The organism is Neobacillus niacini NBRC 15566, assembly GCF_001591505.1.
Classification (GTDB): Bacteria; Bacillota; Bacilli; order Bacillales; family Cytobacillaceae; genus Neobacillus; species Neobacillus niacini.
The window spans coordinates 22,001-46,213 of record NZ_BCVA01000034.1; the positions used below are offsets into that span (position 1 = coordinate 22,001).

The following is a 24,213-nucleotide window of genomic DNA, read 5'->3' on the forward strand; positions in this document are numbered from 1 at the left end:
TAATTCTGCTTTGCTTAACCGGAAAACTGCCGCTTATATACCCCGAAACGAGCTCGATTCACCAAATAACCGAAAAATCTCCGCTTAACTTAAATATCACTGGTTAAAGAACCCGTTAAAAAAATGGGCCGGTTTTATTTCTTGAACGTTTTAACTAGATAATATTTGGTTATTGCGAGATATTCCCTTGCGTATGATTTTGGAATGGCTACGGTCGGCGTTGCTGCAGGAATACCTTCTAAACTCAAACCTTGGTCTTTAGCAATAGACTTAGCTCGATAAAGATGAAAATCATTCGTGACAATCAATCCAGTTTTGAGATGCTTCGGAATGAGTTTTTTTGAATAACGGATATTTTCAACGGTGTCTGTTGATTTATCCTCTAGTAATATTTTATTACTAGGAATTCCATGTGCAACTAATCCTCTTTTAATCGCTTCCGCTTCAGTAATATCTTCTCCTGGTCCTTGTCCCCCTGATGCGATTGCAATGGTTTCTTTATTTTTCTTCATATAGCCAGCAGCCGCGTCAATCCGATATTGAAGAGCCAGCGAAGGTGTTTCCCCTTTAACCCGTGCCCCAAGGATAATGATAAAATCAGCATGTTTAGGGACTTGTGTATTTGCATGGTCTCTAATCTTAGTATGTAAAAAAGCAAAGTATAGTAACAGAAAAAGTGTAATGACTCCTATAGCCATGAGAATGGGCTTCCTTTGTTTCATAACTTCCAATCAAATCCTCAAATTATAATCTTTCTTCCTATTATTTTAACACAATCACTTTACCTATTTATGCTAATTTACTGGGAATTTTTTAATAGTCCCTTGGCATACTAAGCGAGACAAAGAGTAAAGGAGTTAGCATATGAACTTTTATCCATATGAAGAAGATTCACTGCTTTTTTCAAAAATATCAGCACGCAATGTTTTCATCGTGTTAGTGATTTTATTCTTTTCCGTTTATATTGGTTCAGAACAATTTGGTTATTTCGATATGGCCTTATACGGGTATTTATGGGCAACGATTTTATGCTTTGTTCTATTAACAATAAGAATCACTTCATGGACATTAAGACCGCCAACGAGAAGGCTGTGGAAACAGGGCATTAAAATGATGTTTAGTGCCAAGGGTTTAGCTTTCGTCCTGAAAACTCTTTATACCAATATTGGAGAGCAAAAGTTTATTAGAAAAAGATCTATGTACCGCTGGGCACAGCACATGTTTATTTCTTGGGGAGTTTTGTTTTCTTTTGCCATCACTTTTGCGCTAGTTCTAAATTGGCTGCACTTTGAATTGGTAGAGCCAAAAACCTATGCTGCAGTTGTCTTTGGAATACCTCTATTTCGAATGGGAGTAGATTCGCCACTAGCGATTGCCATCTATCACGGATTAAATTGGACTGGAATTGCAACGATTATTGGGTGCGGAATGGCTCTATATCGAAGAGTAACAGATGAAAAAAAACTAGTAGAACAATCAAAGGAATACGATTTCTTTCCGCTGTTTCTATTAATTGCAATATCGATTACAGGTTCCTTATTAACCGTTTCGGCACTATGGATGGAAGGGGCTTTTTATTTAGGGATTGGTCTTGCCCATCAAGTAACTGTCATTATCTTTTTACTTTATTTTCCTTTTAGTAAGTTTTGGCATTTACCTCTTAGATTTTTAGCTGTGATGGTTCCTGTGTACCATTCTATGGCTGAACAAAAGCCTTGCGCACGATGTGGGCGCGAATATGCCACTGTAACCCAAATAAAAGATGTTCAATTAGCATTAGAAAAAAGGCATTTGTCTGTACCTATTGAACATACGAACTTACATTTCTCTGATATGTGTGCCGAATGCCGAAGGGTTAGTCATCGATTAGGTGGTTATGGAGCAAAAATTGAGCTAGGTCAGGCACACCTTATATTAGAACCAACTGGAAGAAATGGACTACAGCTGAAGAAGGGAGGAAAACAGTAGATGGGTCATGCTCAAAATAAAGATTATTCACAAAGAGATTACGACGCCATTTTAAGAGATGGAGAGGAACTCATTTCAACACATTGCTGCTTCTGCGGGATGCAATGCGGTATGAACATCCGCGTCCGAAAAGAAGACCAATCTGTCGTAGGAGTGGAGCCGCGATATGATTTTCCAATGAACGGGGGAAGGCTTTGTCCAAAAGGTGTCGCTGCCTACCGGCAGGCTGAGCACCAAGAACGTATCCTTCATCCGCTTATTCGGAAAAATGGCAAGCTGGAGCAAGCGACTTGGGACGAAGCCATGGATTTAATCGTCTCGAAAATCCAAGAAATTCAAGGGAAGTATGGAAAAGATGCTTTTGGAATTTACAGCGGCTCGTCGATGACCAATGAAAAGTGCTATTTAATGGGTAAATTCGCCCGGATTGGGCTGGGGACGAAAAATATTGATTATAACGGCCGTTATTGCATGTCCTCTGCATCTGTAGGATTTAATCAAAGCCTAGGCCTCGATAGAGGTGGGACCAATCCATGGTCTGACATCAAGTTTGCTGATGTTTTACTAATTGCGGGCTCAAACACTGCTGAATGCCACCCTTTATCCATGCCTTATATTTGGGGAGCGAGAGACCGCGGAGCGAAATTAATTGTTGTCGATCCACGCCAGACAAAAACAGCACTTGTTGCGGACGTTCATCTGAATATCCGCCCTGGTACGGACGTTGCTTTAGTGAATGGATTATTGCATGTCATGATTAAAGAAGATCTAATAGATAAGGATTTTATTACGAACCATACGACTGGTTTTGAGGAATTAAAGGAATTGGTCCATTCCTATAATCCGGCATATGTTTCGGAAATAACCGGAACTGCTGCTGATAAAATTATCACCGCAGCAAGAATTTTTGGTCAGGCTAAGAACGGATTTGCGATGTTTGCCCGCGGGGTGGAGCAGCATGCGACAGGAACAGATGCAGTTTCTAACTATGTGAATTTATGTTTGGTAACGGGCAAGTTTGGAAGAAAGGGTTCTGGCGTGGCTACGTTCACCGGCCAAGGAAATGGGCAAGGCGGAAGAGAGCATGGGCAGAAAACCGATCAGCTTCCTGGTTTCCGGAAAATTACGGACCCGAAAGCAAGAGAATATATTGCAGGTGTTTGGGGTGTTGACGAATCGGAGCTTCCCGGACCTGGTTTATCAGCCTTTGAAATGCTTCAGTCTCTCGGTAAGGAAATAAAAGGATTATTATTGGTGTGCAGCAACCCAATTGTTTCGTCTCCAACTGTGGGAGATGTAGGTGAGTATCTTAAAAGCCTTGATTTCTTTGTTTGTATGGACTTCTTTTTATCAGAATCTGCGGAGTTGGCGGACGTAGTTCTTCCATCAACAGTATGGATTGAAGATAATGGAACCATGACAAATGTAGAAGGCCGTGTGCTGCGTGTTAAAGGGGTTGATCGTACTCCGGGGGAATCGAAACGCGACTGGAAGGTAATTTGTGATATTGCCGAACGTCTTGGCAGGGGGCAATACTTCCAATTTAACTCGCCAGAGGACATTTTCAATGAATTGCGTGTAGCAAGTAAAGGCGGGATTGCGGATTATTACGGAATCACCTATGAGAAGCTTGATAAAATGCAAGGGGTATTCTGGCCGTGTCCAACAGAGGAATCAGAGGGAATGCCAAGATTGTTTGAAGACTTAACATTTAATTTTCCGGACGGAAAAGCAAGAATCCTAGCATTTGAGTATAAAGGTCCTAATGAGCGAACGAGTAAGGAATACCCTATCATTCTTACAACAGGACGAGTCGTGTACCATTATTTAAGTGGGAATCAAACACGCCGAATTGACACGCTAAGAAACTTTTGCCCGGATCCATACGTAGAAATTCATCCAAAATTAGCAGAACAATATAACATTTCGAACGGTGAAACTGTTAAAGTCTCGAGCCCAAGGGGCAGCATTGAACTCGTAGCCAAAATCACTAAAATAACCCGCGAAGATATGGTATTTGTTCCGTATCATTGGGGTAAATCTTTGGCTATCAATCATTTAACGAATCCGGCCCTTGAACCGAAATCAAAGATTCCTGAATTCAAGGTGTGCGCGGTTAAGCTTGAAAAGATAGCTTCAAGTGCAGGTGAAATGCATGGATAAGGTTTTATATATTGATTACGAACGATGTATAGGCTGCAGGGCATGTGTGATTGGATGTGAGGAATGCAGCGGGCATGATCATTTATCAAGGATGTTTGTTGATGAGTTGAATCCCGGTGAAACGGTTGCGACATCTCCCACACCATGTATGCACTGTGTGACCCCTGCATGTGCGGAATCGTGTCCAGTACAAGCGATTTCTATCGCTGCTGATGGTACCGTTTTATCTGCCTCAATGGAAAAATGTATTGGCTGTAAGAACTGTACATATGCCTGCCCTTTTGGGATACCAAAAGTGGATGATGTGAAAAAAGTGATGTATAAATGTGACATGTGTTATGACCGTACGTCAAAAGGCAGACCGCCGATGTGTGCAAGCGTTTGTCCAACTGATACGATTCGCTTTGTGGATCAGAGTGATCTTAAAAATGACCCTCCGAAACCTGTTCAATTTAAATGGGATTTTGGAGGCACAATCATTGAAACACGAACCGTCATTGGGCTGCCAGATACAGAGGAAAATAGATTTGGATATAGAGAAGGCGATGGTGTTCAATCATGAAGAAGATAGAAGAATTTCTTCGTAAATTGTCTTTTAATATCAGGAGAGATCGCGAATTAGATTTGAATAGGAGAGGATTTATTGCCTCTACATTATCGCTAATGGGTGTGTTCTTTGTAAGCGCCACCCCTTTAGCGGTGCTATCTAAGAATCGAAAAGAAGAAAGCCATGATAGAGAAGTATTTATTATTGATGAAAAAGATATCGAGGTAGGGGAGAGTGTTACCTTTCATTACCCAGAAGATAATGACCCAGCCATATTGGTCCGAATCTCTGAAAAGGAATATAGGGCATATAACAGCAAATGTACTCATTTAATGTGCCCTGTTTATTGGGAAAAGGATACAGGCAAGCTTACCTGCCCATGTCATAATGGATTCTTTAATGTTGAGGATGGTTCTGTTCTGGCTGGTCCTCCGCCGCGGGCACTCCCATCGATTAAATTAAAACATAAGAACAAAAAAATATATGCTGTGGGAATCACTCAGGCTCAACATTAGGAGGCGAGTACTATGAAAATGGCATGGTGGGTTTTTATGAGTCTGTTGACCGTGCAAATTATCCTTATTCAATACATGGTAGAGGAATATCTAGCTGGTCACTATGAAGATCTTTTTTACTATGTATTAGCCTTAGGCTTTATGTTTCTTTTGACGGTTATAACATATCTGTTGTTTAGAAGAATAGACAAGGTAATGGATCATTAAAGGAGGACGGGATCTTGCATATCAATGAGGATAAAATAACTTCTGTCGTAAAGGAATTCTTTCATAAAATCCATGCAGATGATCTGATGAGCAAGTTTTTTAAGGATCATGATCAAGAGAGAATCCAGCATCACCCTCAGACATTTCTAGAGCATGGTTTGGGTGAAGGAAAATATAGCAATGAACAGATAGCAAACGCACATAAAGATCTTCCCATCAACGACGAGCATTTTGAAGCGATGATAGGAAATTTCATGGCAACCTTGAACGAACATGAGTTTAGTGAGGACGACAAACAAAAAGTTCATGAAATTTTACAGGGTCACAAAGGAAATATTATAGGAAAGTAAAAAGGTGGTGCCCCGTTACTTGGGCACCACCTTTTTCTTATGCAATGGAATCTTGCACTCTATCAGCTAATTCGTTGTATTTATCAAAGAGCAAGGAACCTCTTTTATAAATAGACGGTTCAAAATCATCTTCGCTAGGAGCTAATATTGGCAGCTGGGCAATTAGGTCAGTACCCAATTTTGCTGCTAATTGTTCGGAACCGCCTTTACCAAATAGGTAATATTTTTGCTCGAGGTCTGGCGGCTGAAAATAAGCCATGTTTTCTACAATGCCTAAGATATTATGATTATTAATAGCAGCCATTTTACCCGCTCTTTCTGCAACATGTGAGGCTGTTGGATGTGGAGTTGTGACGACGATCTGGTGGGAGCTCGGAATTAGGCGATTTACATCCATAGCAACATCTCCCGTACCCGGAGGCATATCGATTACCACATAATCCAATGGTCCCCAAATTACTTCATTAATAAATTGGTTGATGACTTTTCCAAGCATGGGCCCACGCCAAACAACCGGATCATTATTTTTAACGATAAAACCCATGGACATGATTTTAATCCCATGAGATTCAACAGGAATAATCTTATTATTCATTGATTTTGGACCGAAACTGATATTCATCATATTAGGGATACTGCTTCCGTAAATATCAAAATCAATCAATCCTACACATTTACCTTGTCTGCTTAAGGAGACAGCAAGATTCGCAGATACAGTGGATTTACCAACCCCGCCTTTACCCGAGATTACTGATATAACTTTTCCAGATAGCATACGATCACCTTTCTGTTTATAGACAATTTTTCATCGAACTTTGCAGATACTCGATCCAAAGCTCCCAGTTCTTAACGATATATACAGACTCCCCATTGGACAGATAACCTAAAAAACTCTTAGAATCATCGACAGTTACATCATTTCCTTTACGCAAGCGGTTGATTATGTCATGAATAATGATGTATTCCTCTAATAATAACTCACTTGAATAAACAAGCTTAATTCCGTTATTTTCGATATGGACATCGCCTAGAGATTTGTCGGATTTCTCAAGATAGATTTCTAAATGGCTATTCGTCCTTTTTTTTAGAAATGGCAAGTCATATTTCGCCAAGTCAACTTCATTTTGAAATGTTAATGTTGTAGATAACAGTCTGCATACCTCCTTTACACTCTATAACAGTATTTACCAATAACCATCATAAAAAACATCGATAATAGAGGGAGGGTTTGATATGCATTAATTATGCATAATAGTTGGATATTTATACAACTAACCATGTAAGCGTTTTCAAAAATAATGGTAATAAAATTCTATAAAAACTGAAAATTGGGCTAAATTTATTCTTGAATAAATATTACATTGTATGTATAATGATTCATTATAAATGGAAACGCAGGAGTTGAATTAAATGAAAGCAGCCATTATCGGTGGAACAGGATACGGAGCAATCGAATTGATTCGTTTGATTCAAAATCATCCACATATAGAGATAGGTACAGTTGTTTCTAACTCACAATCAGGTACTAATTTTAGTGACAGTTATCCACATCTTTCAAATATTGTAAATTTATCTCTCGAAAAATTTGATGTTGAAGAAATAAGTAGGCAAAACGATATTGTTTTTCTTGCAACGCCGTCTGGTGTTAGCAGCTCGTTAGTACCGCAGCTTGTAGATAAAGGAATGAAAGTAATCGACCTTTCAGGAGATTTCCGGTTAAGGTCGCAAAATGAATATGAAACTTGGTATAAGCATTCAGCACCAAAAGAGGAGTATTTAAGTAAAGCTGTTTATGGATTAAGTGAGATATATACAGAAGAAATTAAAAATTCAGCGCTAATTGCTAATCCAGGCTGTTATCCGACAGCAACTACGCTCGGTTTATTACCAATCTTGAAAGCGAAGGCAGCGGATGAAAATTCAATAATCATTGACGCCAAATCAGGTGTTTCTGGTGCAGGAAGGGGCCTTTCGTTAACAGCTCATTATGCTGAAATAAATGAAAATCTTAAAGCCTATAAACTTGGTGCCCATCAGCATATTCCTGAAATAGAACAGGTTCTAACGGATGAAACGGGTAATCCAATCACCGTAACATTTACAACACATTTAGTACCGATGTCGCGGGGAATTATGATTACTTCATACGTTAACTTAACGGAAAAGATTTCAACGAATACAGTTAATGATTTGTACAATAAATTTTATGAGAATCATCCTTTCGTACGGATTCGTCCAGCAGGGACTTATCCTTCTACAAAAGAAGTAAGCGGCAGTAACTACTGCGATATCGGCTTGCATGTGGACCCGCGAACGAATCGACTTACGATTATTTCTGTCATCGATAATTTAGTTAAAGGTGCCGCAGGTCAGGCAATACAAAATGCAAACATAATGAACGATTGGGATGTCAGGACGGGACTTACTAGCATACCAATGTATCCATAATATTTTACTAGTTACCTAGAATAAGGGGGAATTAATTTGTTGCCAGTAGTATCAAATAAAGAAATCGTTGTAGTAGAAGAAGGAAGTGTTACGTTGCCGCAAGGGTTTGTGGCAGGCGGTATGCATTGCGGGATAAAAAGAAAACGACTTGATCTTGGTTATATTGTTTCAGATGTTCCAGCAATAACTGCTGGCGTATATACAACGAATATTTTTCAAGCAGCCCCCCTTTTAGTTACTCAAGAAAGCATAGCTAAAGAAAATAAAATCCAGGCGGTAATCGTCAACTCAGGTAATGCCAATGCTTGTACAGGGGAACAAGGATTGTTAGACGCATTTGAAATGCAAAAGGGATTTGCCAACGAACTAGGCATCGAGGAGCACCTTGTTGCAGTAACTTCTACAGGAGTTATTGGGGAGCTCTTACCGATGGATAAAGTAAAAACAGGTATCAATCAAATTCTTCAGACCAAATATGCAAGTGAAGAAAATTTCAAAAATGCAATTTTAACAACGGACACATGTATCAAGCAGGTTGGTGTCCAAATTAAAATCGATGGAAAAACAGTCAGCATTGGCGGTGCGGCAAAAGGATCCGGAATGATACATCCTAATATGGCGACAATGCTTGGTTTTATTACAACAGACGCCAATATCGGCCATGAGGATTTACATGGTGCATTAAAAGATATAACAAATCAAACCTTCAATATGATCACCGTTGATGGAGATACAAGTACGAATGATATGGTTTTAGTTATGGCAAACGGGTTAGCGGGTAATGACCAGTTAACAAAAGACCATCCTGATTGGGATTTATTCAAAGCTGGCTTAAAGCTAGTAAGTGAAGAGCTTGCGAAAAAAATTGCCAGAGATGGTGAAGGGGCAACAAAGCTTGTTGAAGTTCAAATAAACGGAGCTTACAGCCATGAGGCAGCTAGAGCAGTTGGAAAATCGATAATTTCTTCTAATCTTGTAAAAACAGCTATCTACGGTACGGACCCGAACTGGGGAAGAATTGTTACAGCTATCGGATATTCAGGAATACCTGTTGAGCCTAATGCATTGAAAGTGGCAATTGGTCCTTACAAAGTATTTGAAAATGGCTTACCTTGTCCCTTTGTGGAAGAAGAAGTAAAAGAGTACTTAGAACTAGAAACAGTTAAGATTTTTGTTGAATTAAATCAAGGTGATGAAAGTGCAACGGCTTGGGGCTGCGATCTAACGTATGATTATGTGAAAATCAACGCGTCGTACCGCACATAAGTGGAGGGAGAAAAATGAACTATATAGTCATTAAGTGTGGCGGAAGTGTGTTAGAAAATCTGCCAAAGACATTCTATGAAGATGTGATTTCCCTCCATCAAAAAGGAGAATGGACGCCTATTATTGTCCATGGCGGCGGCCCGCTGATCAATAAATTATTAAAAAGCTTAAATGTAGAAACTACCTTCGTAAATGGGTTGAGAGTAACGAATCATGAGGTATTAGATATTGTAGAAATGGTGTTAAGCGGTACTGTGAATAAACAAGTAGTACGGAATATTCTTGAGACAGGCGGCAGTTCATTCGGTGTTAGTGGTGTGGATGGATGTTTGTTAAAAGCTGTTCCCGCTTCAGATGAAAGTTTAGGTTTTGTTGGAGAAGTGGTTGAGGTAAATACTGCAGTCATTGACAGCATTGTAAAACAAGGACACATTCCAGTCATCTCACCAGTAGGGATTGGAGCAAACGGACAGCGGTACAACATAAACGGAGATGTTGCCGCAAGTGCTGTTGCTAAGGCACTAGGAGCAAACCTTTGTTTTATTAGTGATATACCTGGAATTCTAGTAGAGAAAAATGGTGAAAAGTCTAAATTAGACCTGGTTACCAAAACTGAAGTCGAAGAACTGATTGAAAATAAAACCATTTATGGCGGGATGATTCCAAAGGTTAAAGCTGCCATTGATGGGTTAGTTCATAAAATCCCCGTGGTCGGTATTATAGATGGATTTGAAAAAAATAGCTTGGTAGAATACGTGAACGGCAAAAATATTGGAACAAAAATTGTTTTAGATGAGGAGATTGCCTAATGACCATTAACACTTCTGTTTCCCCACTTTCGCCGGTAATGGCAACCTATAGCCGCTTTCCCATTACGTTGGTAAAGGGGAAAGGAAGCTATGTATGGGATGATCAAGGGAAAAAATATTTAGATTTCACTTCCGGTATTGCGACTTGTAATTTAGGGCATGTACCGGACGTGGTAAAAGAAAAGCTTGAAGAGCAGCTTCAAAATCTTTGGCACTGTTCCAACCTTTATCACATTCCTAATCAGCAGGAATTGGCTGCACTTCTCACAGCGAATAGCTGTGGAGACCAAGTTTTCTTTTGTAACAGTGGTGCGGAAGCAAATGAGGCAGCGATTAAGATGGCAAGAAGATACGCCCAGAAGGTAAAAGGAACAGATTCATTCGGTGTCATTACCTTTCAGCAATCCTTCCATGGCAGAACATTGGCAACATTATCAGCAACAGGACAGGAAAAAATTCAGAATGGATTTGCTCCGCTTGTTAAAGGCTTTAGTTATCTTCCATTTAATGATATCGAAGCACTTGATCAACTAAATACACTTCAGCCAGCAGCGATTTTACTAGAACTGGTTCAGGGTGAAGGCGGCGTTATTCCTGCTAATCCTGAATGGGTAAAGAAAATCGCAGAAATTTGTGCGGAGAAAGACATCCTTTTAATGGTTGATGAAATTCAAACAGGAATTGGGCGGACCGGCACACTGTTTGCATACGAACAATACGGTATAGAACCGGATGTTATTAGTATAGCAAAAGGGCTTGGATCAGGCTTTCCGATCGGAGCCATTATTGCGAAGGAGAAGGCAGCGAAAGCCTTTGAACCTGGTACACATGGAAGTACCTTTGGAGGCAATCCACTAGCAACGGCAGCGGGAGTCGCAACGATATCCCATATTATTGAAAATGATTTATTAAAGCATGTTAAGGAAATTTCAGTGTACTTTGATGAACTATTATTTAAATTTAAAGAAAAATACACTTTTATAGAAGATATCAGAGGAAAAGGTCTCTTAAAAGGGATGGTTGTCGGAGATAAGGCTCCTCAAATCGTTCAAAAAGCGATTGAAAATCAACTTTTGATTTTAACAGCGGGGCCATCTGTTGTTAGACTGCTTCCACCATTAACGGTAACAAAAGAGGAAATGAACGAATTTATCAAAGCGTTGGAAAAAACATTCCAAAGCATAGAGAAAGGCGAGTGAGTGTTTTGGAACTAGGATATCTTACTTTGGAAACTGGAGAAGTTTTTGAAGGAGTACTAATAGGTGCAAATAAGGATTCAATCGGAGAAGTTGTATTTAATACGAGTATGACTGGCTATCAGGAGATCATTACCGATCCTTCTTATGCAGGTCAACTCATTACTTTCTGCTATCCGATCATTGGCAACTATGGAATAAATGCAATGGACGATGAATGCATTTCACCTTCCTTAGCCGGAGTGGTTATTGGTGATTTATGTGAAACTCCGAGTCATTATCAATCTATTAATAAATTTTCTGAAAAGCTAATACAGGCCGGCGTTCCTGGAATTGCAGGAGTGGATACAAGATTACTTGTTAAAACGATTCGCAGCCGCGGGACTGTGAAGGGTTACTTAAGCAAAACGAAGCAAGAATCTTTTTCAGATAGCACAGTAACTCCACTTTGGGTAGAGAAGGTCTCAACGAAGAATATTCAATATTTCAATAACGAAGGACCCCACGTTGTCCTAATAGACTTTGGGCATAAAAAGTCAATACTCAATGCACTGCTAGATGAAAAATGTTCGGTTACCATCGTTCCATTTAATACATCATTCGAAAAGATTAAAGCCTTAAAGCCAGACGGTGTGTTATTAAGCAACGGCCCTGGAGATCCAATGGCACTAAAACAATGGTTTCCAGAAATCAAAAAGATTACCCAGAACTTTCCTACTTTAGGTATTTGTCTAGGTCATCAGTTAATTGCCCTTGCCTATGGAGCAAAAACGGAAAAACTTGCCTATGGACACCGGGGCGGCAATCATCCCGTTAAAGAATTAGCAACAGGCAAAGTAAAAATTACAGCTCAAAACCATGGATATGTTGTGGTCGATGAAAGTATTGATACCCAGGTATTCCAAATCACGTACCGAAACGTTAATGATAAATCGATTGAAGGGTTAAAGCATCGCGGCTTGCCAATTCAAACCGTGCAATTTCACCCGGAAGCACACCCAGGACCAAGTGACACCCAATACATTCTTGAGAATTTTGTATATCAGATCAATTCCGTGGGAGATAAACGTTATGCCATTAAATAAAAACCTAAAAAAAGTATTAGTAATTGGATCAGGTCCCATTGTAATCGGGCAGGCAGCTGAATTTGATTATGCCGGAACACAAGCATGTATCGCTCTTAAAGAAGAGGGAATACAGGTGGTCTTAATCAATAGTAACCCAGCAACGATTATGACGGACGAAACCGTTGCAGATAAAGTATATATTGAACCATTAAATGTTGAAACGATTGAAAAAATCATTCAAAAAGAAAAGCCTGATGGGATTATTGGAACTTTAGGCGGTCAAACTGGTTTAAATCTAACAGTTGAACTCTATGAAAAAGGCATTCTAAAAAAATACAATGTAGAGCTTTTAGGAACCTCTGTAGAATCGATAAAAAATGGCGAGGACCGTGATCGGTTCCGCAGTTTAATGATAAAGATTGACGAACCAATCCCGGAATCAGCGATTATTCATACCTATGAGGAAGGTGTAGAGTTCGTTAACGAAATAGGTTTTCCCGTTATCATCCGACCAGCTTATACATTAGGCGGACACGGCGGCGGATTTGCCCATAATGGTGAAGAACTTGAAAATGTTCTGAAAAAGGGATTAGCAGCAAGCCCCATTCACCAGGTACTAGTCGAAAGAAGTATTAAAGGCTGGAAGGAAATTGAATATGAGGTTATAAGGGACGCCAATGACACATGTATTATTGTTTGTAACATGGAAAATCTGGACCCTGTCGGCGTTCATACAGGTGATTCCATTGTTGTCGCTCCATCACAAACATTAACAGATGTGCAATACCAAATGCTTAGAAATTCTTCTCTAAAAGTTATTAGAGAATTAGAGATTATTGGCGGCTGCAACATCCAATTTGCTCTTAATCCAGAATCCAATCAGTATTGCATTATCGAAGTAAATCCAAGGGTAAGTCGTTCCTCCGCATTAGCATCAAAGGCCACCGGTTATCCGATTGCAAGAATGGCAGCTAAATGTGCAGTTGGTTATCATTTAGATGAGATTGTGAACCCAATAACAGGTAACACCTTTGCCTCCTTCGAACCAGCGATTGATTATATTGTTGTTAAGCTTCCACGCTTTCCATTTGATAAATTTCCTGAAGCTGACCGTACTTTAGGAACACAAATGAAAGCAACTGGTGAAGTAATGGCAATTGACCGTACTTTTGAAGGCGCACTAAATAAGGCAATTCGCTCAATGGAGTTAAATATATATGGACTTTGTTTGGAATCCAACAAAGGTATCGAAACTGAAGTTTTATTTGAAAAACTTGAGAGACCTAATGACCAAAGACTATTTATGATTGCTGAAGCATTCAGAAGAGGGATTTCTCTTGAACAAATTAAGCAGATAACGGAAATTGATTCATGGTTTTTATATAAGATCAATACTATTGTTGCATTAGAAACGGAATTAGCTTCGTATGCATGGAACGATGTACCTCTTTCCTTATTAAAAACAGCAAAGCGACACAATCTATCCGATAAACTGCTGTCGCAGATTTACCAAATAGATGAAAAACAAATCAGGCAAAAATGGAAAGAACTTAACTGGAAACCTGGTTATAAGATGGTTGATACGTGTTCTGCAGAGTTCGACGCCGTTACCCCATATTACTATTCCACTTGGCTTGGAGCGGATGAGGTAGAAGTAACAACCAGTAAAAAGATTCTTGTTCTTGGCTCAGGACCAATCCGAATTGGTCAAGGAATCGAATTTGATTACTGCTCAGTCCATGCAGCAAAAGCAATTAAAAAGCTGGGCTATGAGGCAGTAGTCATTAACAATAATCCTGAGACAGTAAGTACAGACTATTCTGTAGCCGACAGCCTGTATTTCGAACCATTAACGGCTGAAGATGTTCTAACGGTTATTGAAAAAGAAAATATTGAGGGCGTATTAATTCAATTCGGCGGCCAAACAGCCATTAATTTAGCACATGCTCTTCAAGAAGAAGGAGTAAAAATCCTTGGTACAACGGTAGAAAATGTGGACCGCTTTGAAGATCGGAAAGAATTCTATCGGCTGCTTGAAGACCTAAATATTCCGCATATTGTAGGCGAGACCGTTTCCCATAAAGATCAATTACTAGAGGCTGCTGCAAAACTTGGATATCCGGTGCTGGTTCGTCCATCTTATGTAATTGGCGGCCAATCAATGTTTACTATTTTTACAGAAGAAGAATTAAACTATTATATCCAGCAGCTTGAAGAAAACTCATCACAGGAAAAATTGTGGCCATTATTAGTGGATCGCTATATGCCTGGATTAGAATGTGAAGTGGATGTCATCAGTGATGGAAAGAATGTAATCGTCCCAGGAATTTTTGAACATATCGAAAGAGCTGGAGTACATTCTGGTGACAGTATTAGTGTTTTTCCACCTATCTCATTGGCGAAAGAAATAAAAGAAACATTGATTGATTATGCTGAAAAGATCGCCAAATCGGCACCAATCGTAGGCATAATGAATATTCAATTTGTTATTTACCAGGATCAAGTCCTTGTTTTAGAAGTAAATCCACGTTCTTCACGTACGGTTCCAATAATGAGCAAAGTGACAGGCGTCCCAATGATTGAATGGGCGGTAATGGCTCAATTAGGAGTATCTTTGGATTTACTGTCGCATGAAACTGGTTTATTAACAGAACCGAATTATTATTCGGTTAAGGCACCTGTATTTTCAAGAAGCAAATTAAAGGGAGTCGACCACGTTTTAGGACCGGAAATGAAATCAACAGGTGAAGTGTTAGGTTTAGGAGCAACCTTCCATGAAGCGCTTGAAAAAGCGTTCCCTACATCAAGCGATGAAACAGAGAACTATTTGTTCTGCTCCATATCTGATCGGGAAAAACAAGCCAGCCTTCCAATTCTTCAGCAGTTTGTAAATGAAAATTATAAGCTAACTGCAACGGAAGGGACAGCAAAATTCCTACAAGAAAATGGCTTTATAATTGAAAAGGTTATTAAAGATAACGAAGATGTAAATGAACTATTCAAAAACAATACAATCCAAGCTGTCATCAATATACCAAACCAAGGCAGGAATAAAATTAAGTTTGGTTTTTATATTCGTGAACAAGCGACCCGCTACAATGTACCAGTATTTACTCATTTAGATACAGTGGAAGCAATGGTCAGCCTTCAGGCTCAAACGATTACTCAATCAGAGGTACGTACAGTAACGGAATATTACAATATCAAAGAGAGCGGTGTGGAACATGTCAAATGTGATTAACTGGAACGCGAAGGTTGTGTCACAGCAGCCACAATTAAAAGGCAAGGATTTTTTATCCTTGTCCGATTTTCAAACAGATGAGATTCTTTACCTTTTAGAGGAAGCAAAGGAACTGAAAAGCCTTCAAAAACAAGGAAAACCACATCCTTATTTGAGCGGAAAGGTTCTAGGGATGATTTTTGAAAAAGCTTCTACTCGTACTAGAGTTTCCTTTGAGGTAGGGATGCTCCAATTAGGAGGCCATGCGATTTTCCTAAGTCCAAGAGATATGCAGCTTGGCAGGGGTGAAAGTGTTTCGGATACAGCTAAAGTTTTATCGCGTTATATTGATTGCATAATGATCAGGACATTCGCACATAGCACGGTTGAAGAACTGTCGGAACATGCAACAGTACCTGTTATTAATGCTCTAACAGATTTACATCATCCAGCACAAGTAATGGCAGACTTACTAACCATTCAAGAGCACAAAGGAAAATTGGCAGGATTAAAAATGTGTTATTTAGGGGATGGCAACAATAATGTTACTCATTCATTAATGGAGGGAGCGGCAAAGGTTGGAATGCATATCAGCATTGCCAGTCCGCCAGGATATTTACCAAATGGAAAGATTACAGAAAAAGCGATTGAATCAGCAAAATTAACTGGAAGCAAAATTACCATTACACATGATCCGATAGAAGCTATAAAAAATGCCGATATTGTCGTAACGGATGTTTGGACCAGTATGGGTCTGGAAGCAGAAACGGAAAAAAGATTAAAGGATCTTGCCGCATATCAAGTAAATACAGAAATTTGTCAGCATGCTAAAGAAGATTATATCTTTTTACACTGTTTACCGGCACATCGAGGAGAAGAGGTAACAGCTGAGATTATTGATGGGCCACACTCTGTGGTGTTTGATGAAGCGGAGAATCGCCTCCATGCTCAAAAAGCAATTTTAAAAAATTTACTAAAGTAGTAGATTTTTTTGAATTATGTTGTATAATAATTCTATTGATTGAATATTAATTCACATACATGCGAGGAGATATATATAATGGCGAAGGAAAAAATCGTTTTAGCTTATTCAGGTGGTTTAGATACATCCGTTTCAGTGAAATGGATTCAGGAGAAATATGGATATGATGTTATTGCACTAGGTCTAGATGTTGGTGAGGGAAAAGATCTAGAAGCAATTAAACAAAAGGCACTTAATGTAGGTGCTGTTAAAGCTTATATGATCGATGCAAAAGAATTATTAGCGAAAGAATATATTTTACCAGCTTTAAAGGCTAATTGTTTATATGAAGGAAAATATCCATTATCATCTGCACTTTCACGTCCGTTAATTTCAAAACTATTAGTAGAAGTAGCAGAAAAAGAAGGAGCTACAGCTGTAGCACATGGCTGTACTGGAAAAGGAAATGACCAGGTTCGTTTCGAAGTCTCTATTCAAGCATTAAACCCAAGCCTAAAGGTTGTGGCTCCTGTACGTGAATGGGGCATGACTCGTGACGAAGAAATAGAATATGCCGAGAAAAATGGTATTCCAATTCCTGTGAATTTAGACAATCCTTTCTCGATTGATGCTAATATTTGGGGACGTGCTTGTGAGGCTGGTGTCCTTGAGGATCCTTGGGCAGAAGCACCTGAAGCTGCATTTGATTGGACAGCTCCAATTGAATTAACTCCAGATCAAGCTGAATATCTTGAAATTGAATTTGAGCAAGGTGTTCCTGTTGCGTTAAATGGTGAGAAGCTGCCATTGGTGAAATTAATTGAAACCTTGAACGAACTTGGCGGTAAGCATGGTGTCGGCCGTATCGATCATATTGAAAATCGTCTAGTCGGAATTAAATCCAGAGAAGTGTATGAAAATCCTGCTGCGTTAATTTTAATTAATGCTCACAAAGAATTAGAATTTTTAACACTGACACGTGAAGTAACTCAGTTTAAAACTCAAGTTGAACAGCAAATGGCAAAAATCATCTATGAAGGACTTTGGTATTCACCAATAAAGCCAGCTCTTGATGCCTTTATTGATGAAACACAAAAGGTCGTTACAGGTACTATTCGTGTGAAACTCCATAAAGGAAACCATACCGTTGTCGGTCGTAAGTCACCGAACAGTCTGTATAATGAAGAATTGGCAACCTATTCTAAAGGGGATGCGTTCGACCACAATGCTGCTGTTGGCTTTATCAAAATTTGGGGACTTCCAACAAAAGTATATTCTGAGGTAAATAATAAAGAAACAATAATGAAATAAGCGGGTGCCCTCGAAACCTTTTCGAGGGCAAACTTGTTAGTTTTCGAGGAGGGGCAACAATGTCCAAATTATGGGGCGGGCGTTTTACGAAAGAAACCAATAAGTTAGTTGAGGAATTTACAGCTTCGATTTCCTTTGATCAAAAGCTTGCAAAAGAGGATATTGCCGGCAGCCTGGCGCATGTTCAAATGTTAGGTGAGTGCGGTATTATTCCAGCTGAAGACGCGGAAAAAATTAAAGCGGGACTGCTTGAAATTAAAACGATGGTTGACAATAACGAAGTTGAATTTTTAGTTGAAGATGAAGATATTCATATGAATATTGAAAAGTTATTAATTGAAAAAATTGGTCCTGTAGGTGGCAAGCTTCATACAGGACGAAGTCGAAATGACCAAGTAGCAACTGATATGCACCTGTACTTACGAACAAAGACAACGGAATTAATAAAACTTCTTGAGGATGTTCAAGGTTCACTGCTTGTGCAGGCAAAAGAGAATATTAATACCTTAATTCCAGGTTATACTCATCTCCAGCGTGCGCAGCCGGTCTCATTTGCTCATCATTTAATGGCTTATTTTTGGATGTTTGAACGTGATAAAGAGAGACTAATCGATAGTTTAAAGCGTGTGAATTGGCTGCCATTAGGCTCTGGTGCCTTAGCAGGGACGACATTCCCTATCAACCGTGAGCGTGTTGCGGAGATACTTGGTTTTGAGACGATTTATCCAAATAGTATGGATGCCGTTAGTGATCGAGATTTTATCTTAGAATTCCTCTCAATTGGTTCTATCATCATGACGCATATTTCAAGATTATCAGAAGAGCTTGTGATTTGGTCAAGCCAAGAGTTTCAATTTGTGGAACTTGATGATTCCTTCTGTACCGGCTCTAGCATTATGCCGCAAAAGAAGAACCCTGATGTTCCAGAACTATTAAGAGGAAAGACTGGTCGTACCTATGGAAATTTGATAGGATTACTGACTGTCCTAAAGGGTTTACCTCTTGCTTACAATAAGGACTTACAAGAGGACAAAGAGGGAATGTTCGATACAGTGGAGACATTGGAAGGGTCTCTAATGCTGTTAGCACCCATGATTGAAACGATGACGGTAAATAAAGAGATTATGCGAAAAGCAATTAATAATGACTTCTCAAATGCAACTGATATTGCTGACTACTTGGTGAGAAAAGGTCTTCCATTTAGAGATGCACACGAAGTCATTGGGAAAATTGTTTTATATGCAATACAGCAGCAAAAGTTCTTGCTTGATTTGAGCTTTGAAGAATATCAGGAGTTCAGTTCGTTATTTGAAGAGGATATTTATGAGGTTCTAGCACCAGAGCATGTTGTTGCCGTTCGTAATAGCTTCGGTGGAACATCTCCTGAACAAGTCCTAAAACAAATCCAGCTTGGCGAAGGAAAACTAGGTAAATAAGTGAAAACCACCGGAGGGTGGTTTTTTATTTGTATTACTATCCAAAATAGTAGATAATTTCCTCATATGATTTTTTAAAAAGGAGGAAGAACGATGAAATTACGGGTCTCGGTTGTACAGTATCACTTACATACCATTCAATCCTTTGAAGAATTTGCCGCACAATGCGAGCATTATATAAAAACGGCGGAGGAATTTGGAGCAGAGTTTGTCCTTTTTCCTGAGTTCTTTACCACACAGCTGCTATCCATTGGAAATGGAAAGGGCCAGAGTCTCACCATCAATGATCTGCCAGGTTTCACCGAACAATACCGAGAATTGTTTTCTAATTATGCGAAACAAACCAACATGCACATTATTGCCGGTACCCATGTTATTGAAAAGGGCGGCAAGCTATATAATACGGCTCATTTATTTTATCCAGATGGAAGAATTGGCGAGCAGGCAAAGCTTCATATTACCCCTACGGAAGTAAATGAGTGGAACATGGAGAAGGGTGACAGCTTCCAAATCTTTGAAACAGAAAAAGGAAAAATCGCCCTGCTTACCTGCTATGACATTGAGTTCCCTGAAATCGTCCGCATGGCAAAAGCCAAAGGGGCAGACGTCATCTTTTGTCCATCTTGTACCGACGACCGCCATGGCTTCCATCGTGTTCGCTATACAAGCCATGCACGTGCTGTTGAAAATCAGGTATATGTGGTTTTAACCGGAACTGTCGGAGCCTTGCCAACCGTTGATTTCATGCGGGCAAATTTTGGGCAAGCAGTTATTATTACACCAAATGATATCCCGTTCCCGCCAAAAGGTATTCTCGTGGAGGGTGAAATGAACAACGATATGGTAGTAACAGCAGACCTTGATTTAGAGTTATTATATGAAGTTAGAGAACGTGGTTCGGTAACAACTTGGCGTGACCGGAGAACAGATTTATATCCTGATTGGGAAAAATAATGGAAGGGTGGATTGGCCATGTATCGGAGCGAATTCTACGTATTTGACCAAGATAAGCCAGTTCCTGTAATCATTCGCAATTACACTCAAGACGATTTTGACGAACTTATTCAAATACAGTCTGAATGCTTTCCGCCTCCATTTTCTTCAGAACTATGGTGGAATAAAGAACAATTATCAAACCATGTGATGAGATTCCCAGAGGGAGCTATATGTATTGAAGTAGATGGTATTTTAGCCGGTTCTCTTACAGGGCTTTGTGTGGATTTTGATCCTAACCATATGGAGCATACATGGGAAGAGATCACGGACCATGGATACATTAAAAATCATAATCCTAGTGGTGACACACTCTATATTGTGGATATCAGTGTAAGGCCAAGGTTCAGAAAGTTTGGTCTGGGAAAATTGATAATGCAGGCGATGTACCATGTTGTGATTCAGAAAAAGCTTGTGAGGCTGCTGGGCGGCGGAAGAATGCCTGGTTATCATAAGGTAGCTGATACCCTGACACCTCAACAGTATTTAAATAAAGTAATAAAAGGGGATTTGAAAGACCCTGTTATTACATTTTTGCTTCGTTGTGGAAGAGTGCAGATTGGCATAGTAGAAAATTATCTAGAAGATGAGGAATCGTGTAATTACGCAGCCTTAATGGAATGGAAGAATCCATTTAATCGAACATAGGGAGAGTGTAAAAGTGGAATATAACCGAATTACGAGTATTGAAGATCCAAACTTTAAAAAACTTCATGATCTAATGGGAGAAATTTTTCCGCCTGAGGAAGTCTTAGAGTATGACCTATGGAGAGAGCCCTTAGAAGATCCGGGTATTCGCGTATTCGTTGCAGTTAACGGAGATGAAGTTGTAGGAGCAACTGAGTATCGCTATTATCCAAAATGGAATATTGCGATGACAGATTTCACAATCATTAGTAAGCCTGGTCTTAGCCTTGGACGATTTTTAGCACAGAACCGTCTAAAGGACTTGCAAAAGCTTGCAGCTGAAAATGGTAAAGAGCTTTTCGGTATGTTTGCCGAAATTTATGATCCGTATCGGGTAGGTCACGAATTTGGCGGTGTGAAAGTCATGGACCCTTATGTACGTCGTGAAGTTCTTTCCCATTTAGGATATAAACGAATCAATTTAGACTACGTACATCCGTCATGGGAGAATAATGGCGAGGGTGTTAAAGGACTGGACTTTTGCTTTATGCCAATGAACGATGAGCTTGAATATATTCCTGCATCCCTTGTGGCTGACTTTCTGACCACTTATTATTCCATTCTTTCAAATAAGCCGCAGGAATGGTTAGATATGATTGCACACATAAAATCAAAAGAAACCATTTCATTATTGCCGCTTTAATGAGTTTCTAATATAACCAGCTTATAAAGTTCACATGCTATTCATATTTCTAACATTTATATGTTAAAAAAGTGTGAAAGCCGTTGTTATTGGAGGAAGACGAGGGTATAGTGAAGAGGTAAGGAGATAGTGATTCAATTCACAATCACCTAAATGAGTTTTACCGAGTCCTGTTTGCCTACAATGGCGATAATCTCTCTATAGGACACGATGATTTAACATTTTTCCCCCTTATAAATTTTTAAGAAGCAGGATAAACCTGCTTCTCTTTTTTTTGCAGCAAAACTACTGCGATTTTTCTTAAAAGGGTTATTTGTTTTTTCTACGCTTCACGCGCTGGTTGGCTGCATTTGCTCGTGCCATTGCTTCAAGGTCTGCATGATCAGCAAATTCAGCGGAATATTCCACATCATAACCATCTGATTTCATGTTTTTAGGAACCTGTGGAAGTGATGCTTTGTTTTTATCACGAGTTTTATGTCCCTGCGCACGACCCATTAGAAAAACCCCTTTCAATGTTAGCATTTAAGGAACAACGTAAGAAGTTCCCTCTATTAGCTTTACCATTAGAAAGAGGTCCATTAGTGGAAAAATATTAAAGTTTAGTTTTACTGTCGTTAAATCCGCCAGCACGATCTGCTAATTTAAAGTCACGTTGATACAGTACCTCTTGTGTACTTGTTAGGCTGTATTTACCCCTGCCCATATCCTTCTTCTTTTTTCCTGCCATTTTGCTCATTCCTTTCAACATTATTGTTAATCGTTATAAAGCTTATGGAAAAATTTAAGCACATTCTCCATTTTTACCTTATAAGAATGGAATGATACTCAAATGTGAAAAAAATATGGTAAAGTAAGGGTGAGGTGACGGATATGGCTGTTATTACAAAAATCACCACACAGCAGAAAAATAAAGACCGCTTTAATATTTTTATGGATTATGGTAAAGGTGAAGAATATGCCTTTAGTGTCGATAGCGATGTACTCGTAAGGTTTCATTTAAAAAAAGGGCTGGAGATTGATGAACTTTCCATTCAGGAAATACAGTATCAAGATGATATCCGGAAGGCCTATCATCTCGCTGTTAATTATTTGGCCAGAAGAATGCGATCTGAAAAAGAAATAAAGGAATATCTGACACAAAAGGAAGTAGAAGAACCTATCATTATTGAAGTTCTACATAAATTGGCTTCTCAAAAATACATTAATGATGAGGAATATGCACTTTCCTTTGTAAGAACTCAAATGAATACGACAGATAAAGGCCCAGAATTAATCATAACGGAGTTAAAAGAGAGAGGTATCAATGAGGCTCTCATTAAACAGGCTATGGCCGAGTACTCGATAGAGGATCAAGTTGAAAAAGCCATAAAGGTATCTGAAAAATTAATAAAAAAAAGCACAAAGGATTCGATGAGGATTGTTAAGCAAAAAGCGGAACAATTGTTGTTAAGAAAGGGCTATTCTTTTAATATTATTCATGCAGCACTAAATGAAGTTGATATGGATAAAGAACAAGATGAGGAAATGGAAGCCATTAGGTATCAAGGCGAAAAAGCGAAGCGGAAGTATAGTAAATATAGCGGCTTTGAATACGAACAGAAAATGAAACAAACCTTATATCGAAAAGGGTTTTCAATCGAATTGATTGAAAAATATCTAGGAGAAAGTGAAAAATCATGACACTGGTCGTCATGATTTTTTACTTTCAATAATAATCTCATTCTGGTGGATTTGCTCGATAATCATTTCCGCTACTTCTTTAGCTGAACGAAAGCGTGAAGAGTCAGCTACGTGATTGCTGCCTTTCCAAAAAGGAGTGTCCATGCCACCCATATAAACAGCTTTAATATTTATCGGACTATTTTCGTATTCTTTTTGCAGACTTTCAGTAAAGCCTCTGACAGCAAATTTACTAGCGGCATAAACAGCTTCATTGACCTTTCCTCTTAATCCTGCGGTTGAGATAATATTTATCAGTAGACCTTCACCTTGTTCTTGAAGTAAAGGCAATACAGCTTTTGTCATTAAGATGGTACCTAGAACATTCGTGTGAAGCATCTCGCTAATTTCTCGTTGTGTAATTTTCACAAAAGGACCGAAATGTCCGACACCAGCATTATTGACCAACCCAAAGATTTTGTAGGTTTTGCCTATTTCCTCCATTTTTATTGTAATATTGGATTCTTGTTGCACATCAAGCGCAACAAAATCTGCCTTACCGCCTGCTTGTTCAATCACGCTTTTAACTGAGGAAAGCTTATTGCCAGATCTTCCTGTCAATAAGACGTGATAGCCTTGCTGTGAGAATAATAAGGATAATTCCTTCCCCAATCCAGAACCAGCGCCGGTAACAATGATGGTTTTCATTGTATTCTCTCCTTCATCCTTTATTAATTGCATAAAAATAACTATACTAAAATAAA

The 24,213-nt window shown here is 39.1% G+C and carries 25 protein-coding genes; 19 read left to right on the forward strand and 6 right to left on the reverse strand.

The annotated features are described in order from the left end of the window. Positions 1 to 134 precede the first annotated feature (134 nt). Positions 135 to 722, reverse strand: a complete 588-nt coding sequence (locus BANA01_RS20550; protein ID WP_034675091.1) for a YdcF family protein — start codon at positions 720 to 722, stop codon at positions 135 to 137. A gap of 142 nt (positions 723 to 864) precedes the next feature. Between BANA01_RS20550 and BANA01_RS20555 the strand changes: the two genes are divergently transcribed. The 6 genes from BANA01_RS20555 to BANA01_RS20580 are packed head-to-tail and all read left to right on the forward strand — an operon-like array spanning position 865 to position 5,750. Then, complete coding sequence (locus tag BANA01_RS20555) at positions 865 to 1,968, forward strand: hypothetical protein (protein WP_052106364.1); 1,104 nt, start codon at positions 865 to 867, stop codon at positions 1,966 to 1,968. Continuing rightward, complete coding sequence (gene fdhF, locus BANA01_RS20560) at positions 1,969 to 4,131, forward strand: formate dehydrogenase subunit alpha (protein WP_034675066.1); 2,163 nt, start codon at positions 1,969 to 1,971, stop codon at positions 4,129 to 4,131. Beyond that, positions 4,124 to 4,693: a 4Fe-4S dicluster domain-containing protein gene (locus tag BANA01_RS20565; protein ID WP_034675068.1), complete on the forward strand. Its 570-nt coding sequence runs from the start codon at positions 4,124 to 4,126 to the stop codon at positions 4,691 to 4,693. Before fdhF ends, BANA01_RS20565 begins: the two co-directional genes overlap by 8 nt. Further along, entirely contained in the window at positions 4,690 to 5,193 is a 504-nt protein-coding gene (locus tag BANA01_RS20570; RefSeq protein WP_034675071.1) for a QcrA and Rieske domain-containing protein, read from the forward strand. The genes BANA01_RS20565 and BANA01_RS20570 overlap by 4 nt, the downstream gene beginning before the upstream one ends. 12 nt (positions 5,194 to 5,205) lie before the next feature. Further along, the gene (locus tag BANA01_RS20575) at positions 5,206 to 5,400 is read left to right on the forward strand and encodes a hypothetical protein (protein WP_034675076.1); all 195 of its coding nucleotides are present in this window, start codon (positions 5,206 to 5,208) and stop codon (positions 5,398 to 5,400) included. Positions 5,401 to 5,414: 14 nt separating this feature from the next. Then, positions 5,415 to 5,750 (forward strand): globin domain-containing protein, encoded by a 336-nt coding sequence (locus tag BANA01_RS20580; protein ID WP_034675079.1) that lies wholly within the window; start codon positions 5,415 to 5,417, stop codon positions 5,748 to 5,750. 37 nt (positions 5,751 to 5,787) lie between these two features. On the opposite strand, the gene BANA01_RS20585 is transcribed toward BANA01_RS20580, so the two are convergent. Then, positions 5,788 to 6,525, reverse strand: coding sequence for an Mrp/NBP35 family ATP-binding protein (locus tag BANA01_RS20585; protein WP_034675082.1), 738 nt, complete (start codon positions 6,523 to 6,525; stop codon positions 5,788 to 5,790). 16 nt (positions 6,526 to 6,541) lie between these two features. After that, entirely contained in the window at positions 6,542 to 6,847 is a 306-nt protein-coding gene (locus BANA01_RS20590; protein ID WP_034675084.1) for a hypothetical protein, read from the reverse strand. A 313-nt stretch (positions 6,848 to 7,160) separates the two neighbouring features. Between BANA01_RS20590 and argC the strand changes: the two genes are divergently transcribed. From argC to BANA01_RS20650, 12 genes are all read left to right on the forward strand, one after another. Beyond that, positions 7,161 to 8,198, forward strand: a complete 1,038-nt coding sequence (gene argC / locus BANA01_RS20595; RefSeq protein ID WP_063254519.1) for an N-acetyl-gamma-glutamyl-phosphate reductase — start codon at positions 7,161 to 7,163, stop codon at positions 8,196 to 8,198. 39 nt (positions 8,199 to 8,237) lie between these two features. Beyond that, the gene (argJ, locus tag BANA01_RS20600; RefSeq protein ID WP_063254554.1) at positions 8,238 to 9,464 is read left to right on the forward strand and encodes a bifunctional ornithine acetyltransferase/N-acetylglutamate synthase; all 1,227 of its coding nucleotides are present in this window, start codon (positions 8,238 to 8,240) and stop codon (positions 9,462 to 9,464) included. 14 nt (positions 9,465 to 9,478) lie between these two features. Then, positions 9,479 to 10,273, forward strand: a complete 795-nt coding sequence (gene argB / locus BANA01_RS20605; RefSeq protein ID WP_063254520.1) for an acetylglutamate kinase — start codon at positions 9,479 to 9,481, stop codon at positions 10,271 to 10,273. Further along, on the forward strand, positions 10,273 to 11,472 hold the full coding sequence (locus tag BANA01_RS20610) for an acetylornithine transaminase (protein ID WP_063254521.1): 1,200 nt from the start codon (positions 10,273 to 10,275) through the stop codon (positions 11,470 to 11,472). Before argB ends, BANA01_RS20610 begins: the two co-directional genes overlap by 1 nt. Positions 11,473 to 11,477: 5 nt before the next feature. Beyond that, positions 11,478 to 12,554, forward strand: a complete 1,077-nt coding sequence (locus BANA01_RS20615) for a carbamoyl phosphate synthase small subunit (protein WP_063254555.1) — start codon at positions 11,478 to 11,480, stop codon at positions 12,552 to 12,554. Continuing rightward, positions 12,541 to 15,777 (forward strand): carbamoyl-phosphate synthase (glutamine-hydrolyzing) large subunit, encoded by a 3,237-nt coding sequence (gene carB / locus BANA01_RS20620; RefSeq protein ID WP_063254522.1) that lies wholly within the window; start codon positions 12,541 to 12,543, stop codon positions 15,775 to 15,777. The genes BANA01_RS20615 and carB overlap by 14 nt, the downstream gene beginning before the upstream one ends. Then, entirely contained in the window at positions 15,761 to 16,738 is a 978-nt protein-coding gene (gene argF, locus BANA01_RS20625; RefSeq protein WP_063254523.1) for an ornithine carbamoyltransferase, read from the forward strand. The genes carB and argF overlap by 17 nt, the downstream gene beginning before the upstream one ends. 78 nt (positions 16,739 to 16,816) lie before the next feature. Beyond that, positions 16,817 to 18,028: an argininosuccinate synthase gene (locus BANA01_RS20630; RefSeq protein ID WP_063254524.1), complete on the forward strand. Its 1,212-nt coding sequence runs from the start codon at positions 16,817 to 16,819 to the stop codon at positions 18,026 to 18,028. A 59-nt stretch (positions 18,029 to 18,087) separates the two neighbouring features. Further along, positions 18,088 to 19,464, forward strand: a complete 1,377-nt coding sequence (gene argH, locus BANA01_RS20635) for an argininosuccinate lyase (RefSeq protein ID WP_063254525.1) — start codon at positions 18,088 to 18,090, stop codon at positions 19,462 to 19,464. 93 nt (positions 19,465 to 19,557) lie between these two features. Further along, positions 19,558 to 20,418 (forward strand): carbon-nitrogen hydrolase family protein, encoded by an 861-nt coding sequence (locus BANA01_RS20640; protein WP_063254526.1) that lies wholly within the window; start codon positions 19,558 to 19,560, stop codon positions 20,416 to 20,418. A gap of 18 nt (positions 20,419 to 20,436) precedes the next feature. Beyond that, a complete protein-coding gene (locus BANA01_RS20645) occupies positions 20,437 to 21,105 on the forward strand; it encodes a GNAT family N-acetyltransferase (protein ID WP_063254527.1) in 669 nt (222 codons plus the stop codon). 13 nt (positions 21,106 to 21,118) lie between these two features. Continuing rightward, the gene (locus BANA01_RS20650) at positions 21,119 to 21,787 is read left to right on the forward strand and encodes a hypothetical protein (protein WP_063254528.1); all 669 of its coding nucleotides are present in this window, start codon (positions 21,119 to 21,121) and stop codon (positions 21,785 to 21,787) included. 309 nt (positions 21,788 to 22,096) lie between these two features. On the opposite strand, the gene BANA01_RS20655 is transcribed toward BANA01_RS20650, so the two are convergent. Both BANA01_RS20655 and BANA01_RS29215 read right to left on the reverse strand, forming a co-directional pair. After that, complete coding sequence (locus BANA01_RS20655; RefSeq protein ID WP_063254529.1) at positions 22,097 to 22,285, reverse strand: YfhD family protein; 189 nt, start codon at positions 22,283 to 22,285, stop codon at positions 22,097 to 22,099. A gap of 97 nt (positions 22,286 to 22,382) precedes the next feature. Further along, positions 22,383 to 22,517 (reverse strand): YfhE family protein, encoded by a 135-nt coding sequence (locus tag BANA01_RS29215; protein ID WP_082799616.1) that lies wholly within the window; start codon positions 22,515 to 22,517, stop codon positions 22,383 to 22,385. A gap of 143 nt (positions 22,518 to 22,660) precedes the next feature. On the opposite strand from BANA01_RS29215, the gene recX reads away from it, so the two are divergent. Continuing rightward, the gene (recX, locus tag BANA01_RS20660) at positions 22,661 to 23,470 is read left to right on the forward strand and encodes a recombination regulator RecX (protein ID WP_063254530.1); all 810 of its coding nucleotides are present in this window, start codon (positions 22,661 to 22,663) and stop codon (positions 23,468 to 23,470) included. Positions 23,471 to 23,479: 9 nt separating this feature from the next. Here recX and BANA01_RS20665 read toward each other — a convergent pair whose 3' ends face one another. Beyond that, on the reverse strand, positions 23,480 to 24,157 hold the full coding sequence (locus tag BANA01_RS20665; RefSeq protein WP_063254531.1) for an SDR family NAD(P)-dependent oxidoreductase: 678 nt from the start codon (positions 24,155 to 24,157) through the stop codon (positions 23,480 to 23,482). Positions 24,158 to 24,213 lie beyond the last annotated feature (56 nt).

Bases quoted from the DNA above. Each gene is read 5' to 3' on its own strand.
- BANA01_RS20565 (WP_034675068.1), top strand. From the start codon at position 4,124: ATGGATAAGGTTTTATATATTGATTACGAACGATGTATAGGCTGCAGG.
- BANA01_RS20555 (WP_052106364.1), top strand. From the start codon at position 865: ATGAACTTTTATCCATATGAAGAAGATTCACTGCTTTTTTCAAAAATA.
- BANA01_RS20610 (WP_063254521.1), top strand. From the start codon at position 10,273: ATGACCATTAACACTTCTGTTTCCCCACTTTCGCCGGTAATGGCAACC.
- carB (WP_063254522.1), top strand. From the start codon at position 12,541: ATGCCATTAAATAAAAACCTAAAAAAAGTATTAGTAATTGGATCAGGT.
- BANA01_RS20645 (WP_063254527.1), top strand. From the start codon at position 20,437: ATGTATCGGAGCGAATTCTACGTATTTGACCAAGATAAGCCAGTTCCT.
- BANA01_RS20550 (WP_034675091.1), bottom strand. From the start codon at position 722: ATGAAACAAAGGAAGCCCATTCTCATGGCTATAGGAGTCATTACACTT.
- BANA01_RS29215 (WP_082799616.1), bottom strand. From the start codon at position 22,517: ATGGCAGGAAAAAAGAAGAAGGATATGGGCAGGGGTAAATACAGCCTA.
- BANA01_RS20665 (WP_063254531.1), bottom strand. From the start codon at position 24,157: ATGAAAACCATCATTGTTACCGGCGCTGGTTCTGGATTGGGGAAGGAA.
- BANA01_RS20585 (WP_034675082.1), bottom strand. From the start codon at position 6,525: ATGCTATCTGGAAAAGTTATATCAGTAATCTCGGGTAAAGGCGGGGTT.
- argH (WP_063254525.1), top strand. From the start codon at position 18,088: ATGTCCAAATTATGGGGCGGGCGTTTTACGAAAGAAACCAATAAGTTA.
- argB (WP_063254520.1), top strand. From the start codon at position 9,479: ATGAACTATATAGTCATTAAGTGTGGCGGAAGTGTGTTAGAAAATCTG.
- BANA01_RS20570 (WP_034675071.1), top strand. From the start codon at position 4,690: ATGAAGAAGATAGAAGAATTTCTTCGTAAATTGTCTTTTAATATCAGG.
- BANA01_RS20575 (WP_034675076.1), top strand. From the start codon at position 5,206: ATGAAAATGGCATGGTGGGTTTTTATGAGTCTGTTGACCGTGCAAATT.
- BANA01_RS20640 (WP_063254526.1), top strand. From the start codon at position 19,558: ATGAAATTACGGGTCTCGGTTGTACAGTATCACTTACATACCATTCAA.
- BANA01_RS20655 (WP_063254529.1), bottom strand. From the start codon at position 22,285: ATGGGTCGTGCGCAGGGACATAAAACTCGTGATAAAAACAAAGCATCA.
- argC (WP_063254519.1), top strand. From the start codon at position 7,161: ATGAAAGCAGCCATTATCGGTGGAACAGGATACGGAGCAATCGAATTG.
- fdhF (WP_034675066.1), top strand. From the start codon at position 1,969: ATGGGTCATGCTCAAAATAAAGATTATTCACAAAGAGATTACGACGCC.
- argF (WP_063254523.1), top strand. From the start codon at position 15,761: ATGTCAAATGTGATTAACTGGAACGCGAAGGTTGTGTCACAGCAGCCA.
- recX (WP_063254530.1), top strand. From the start codon at position 22,661: ATGGCTGTTATTACAAAAATCACCACACAGCAGAAAAATAAAGACCGC.
- BANA01_RS20630 (WP_063254524.1), top strand. From the start codon at position 16,817: ATGGCGAAGGAAAAAATCGTTTTAGCTTATTCAGGTGGTTTAGATACA.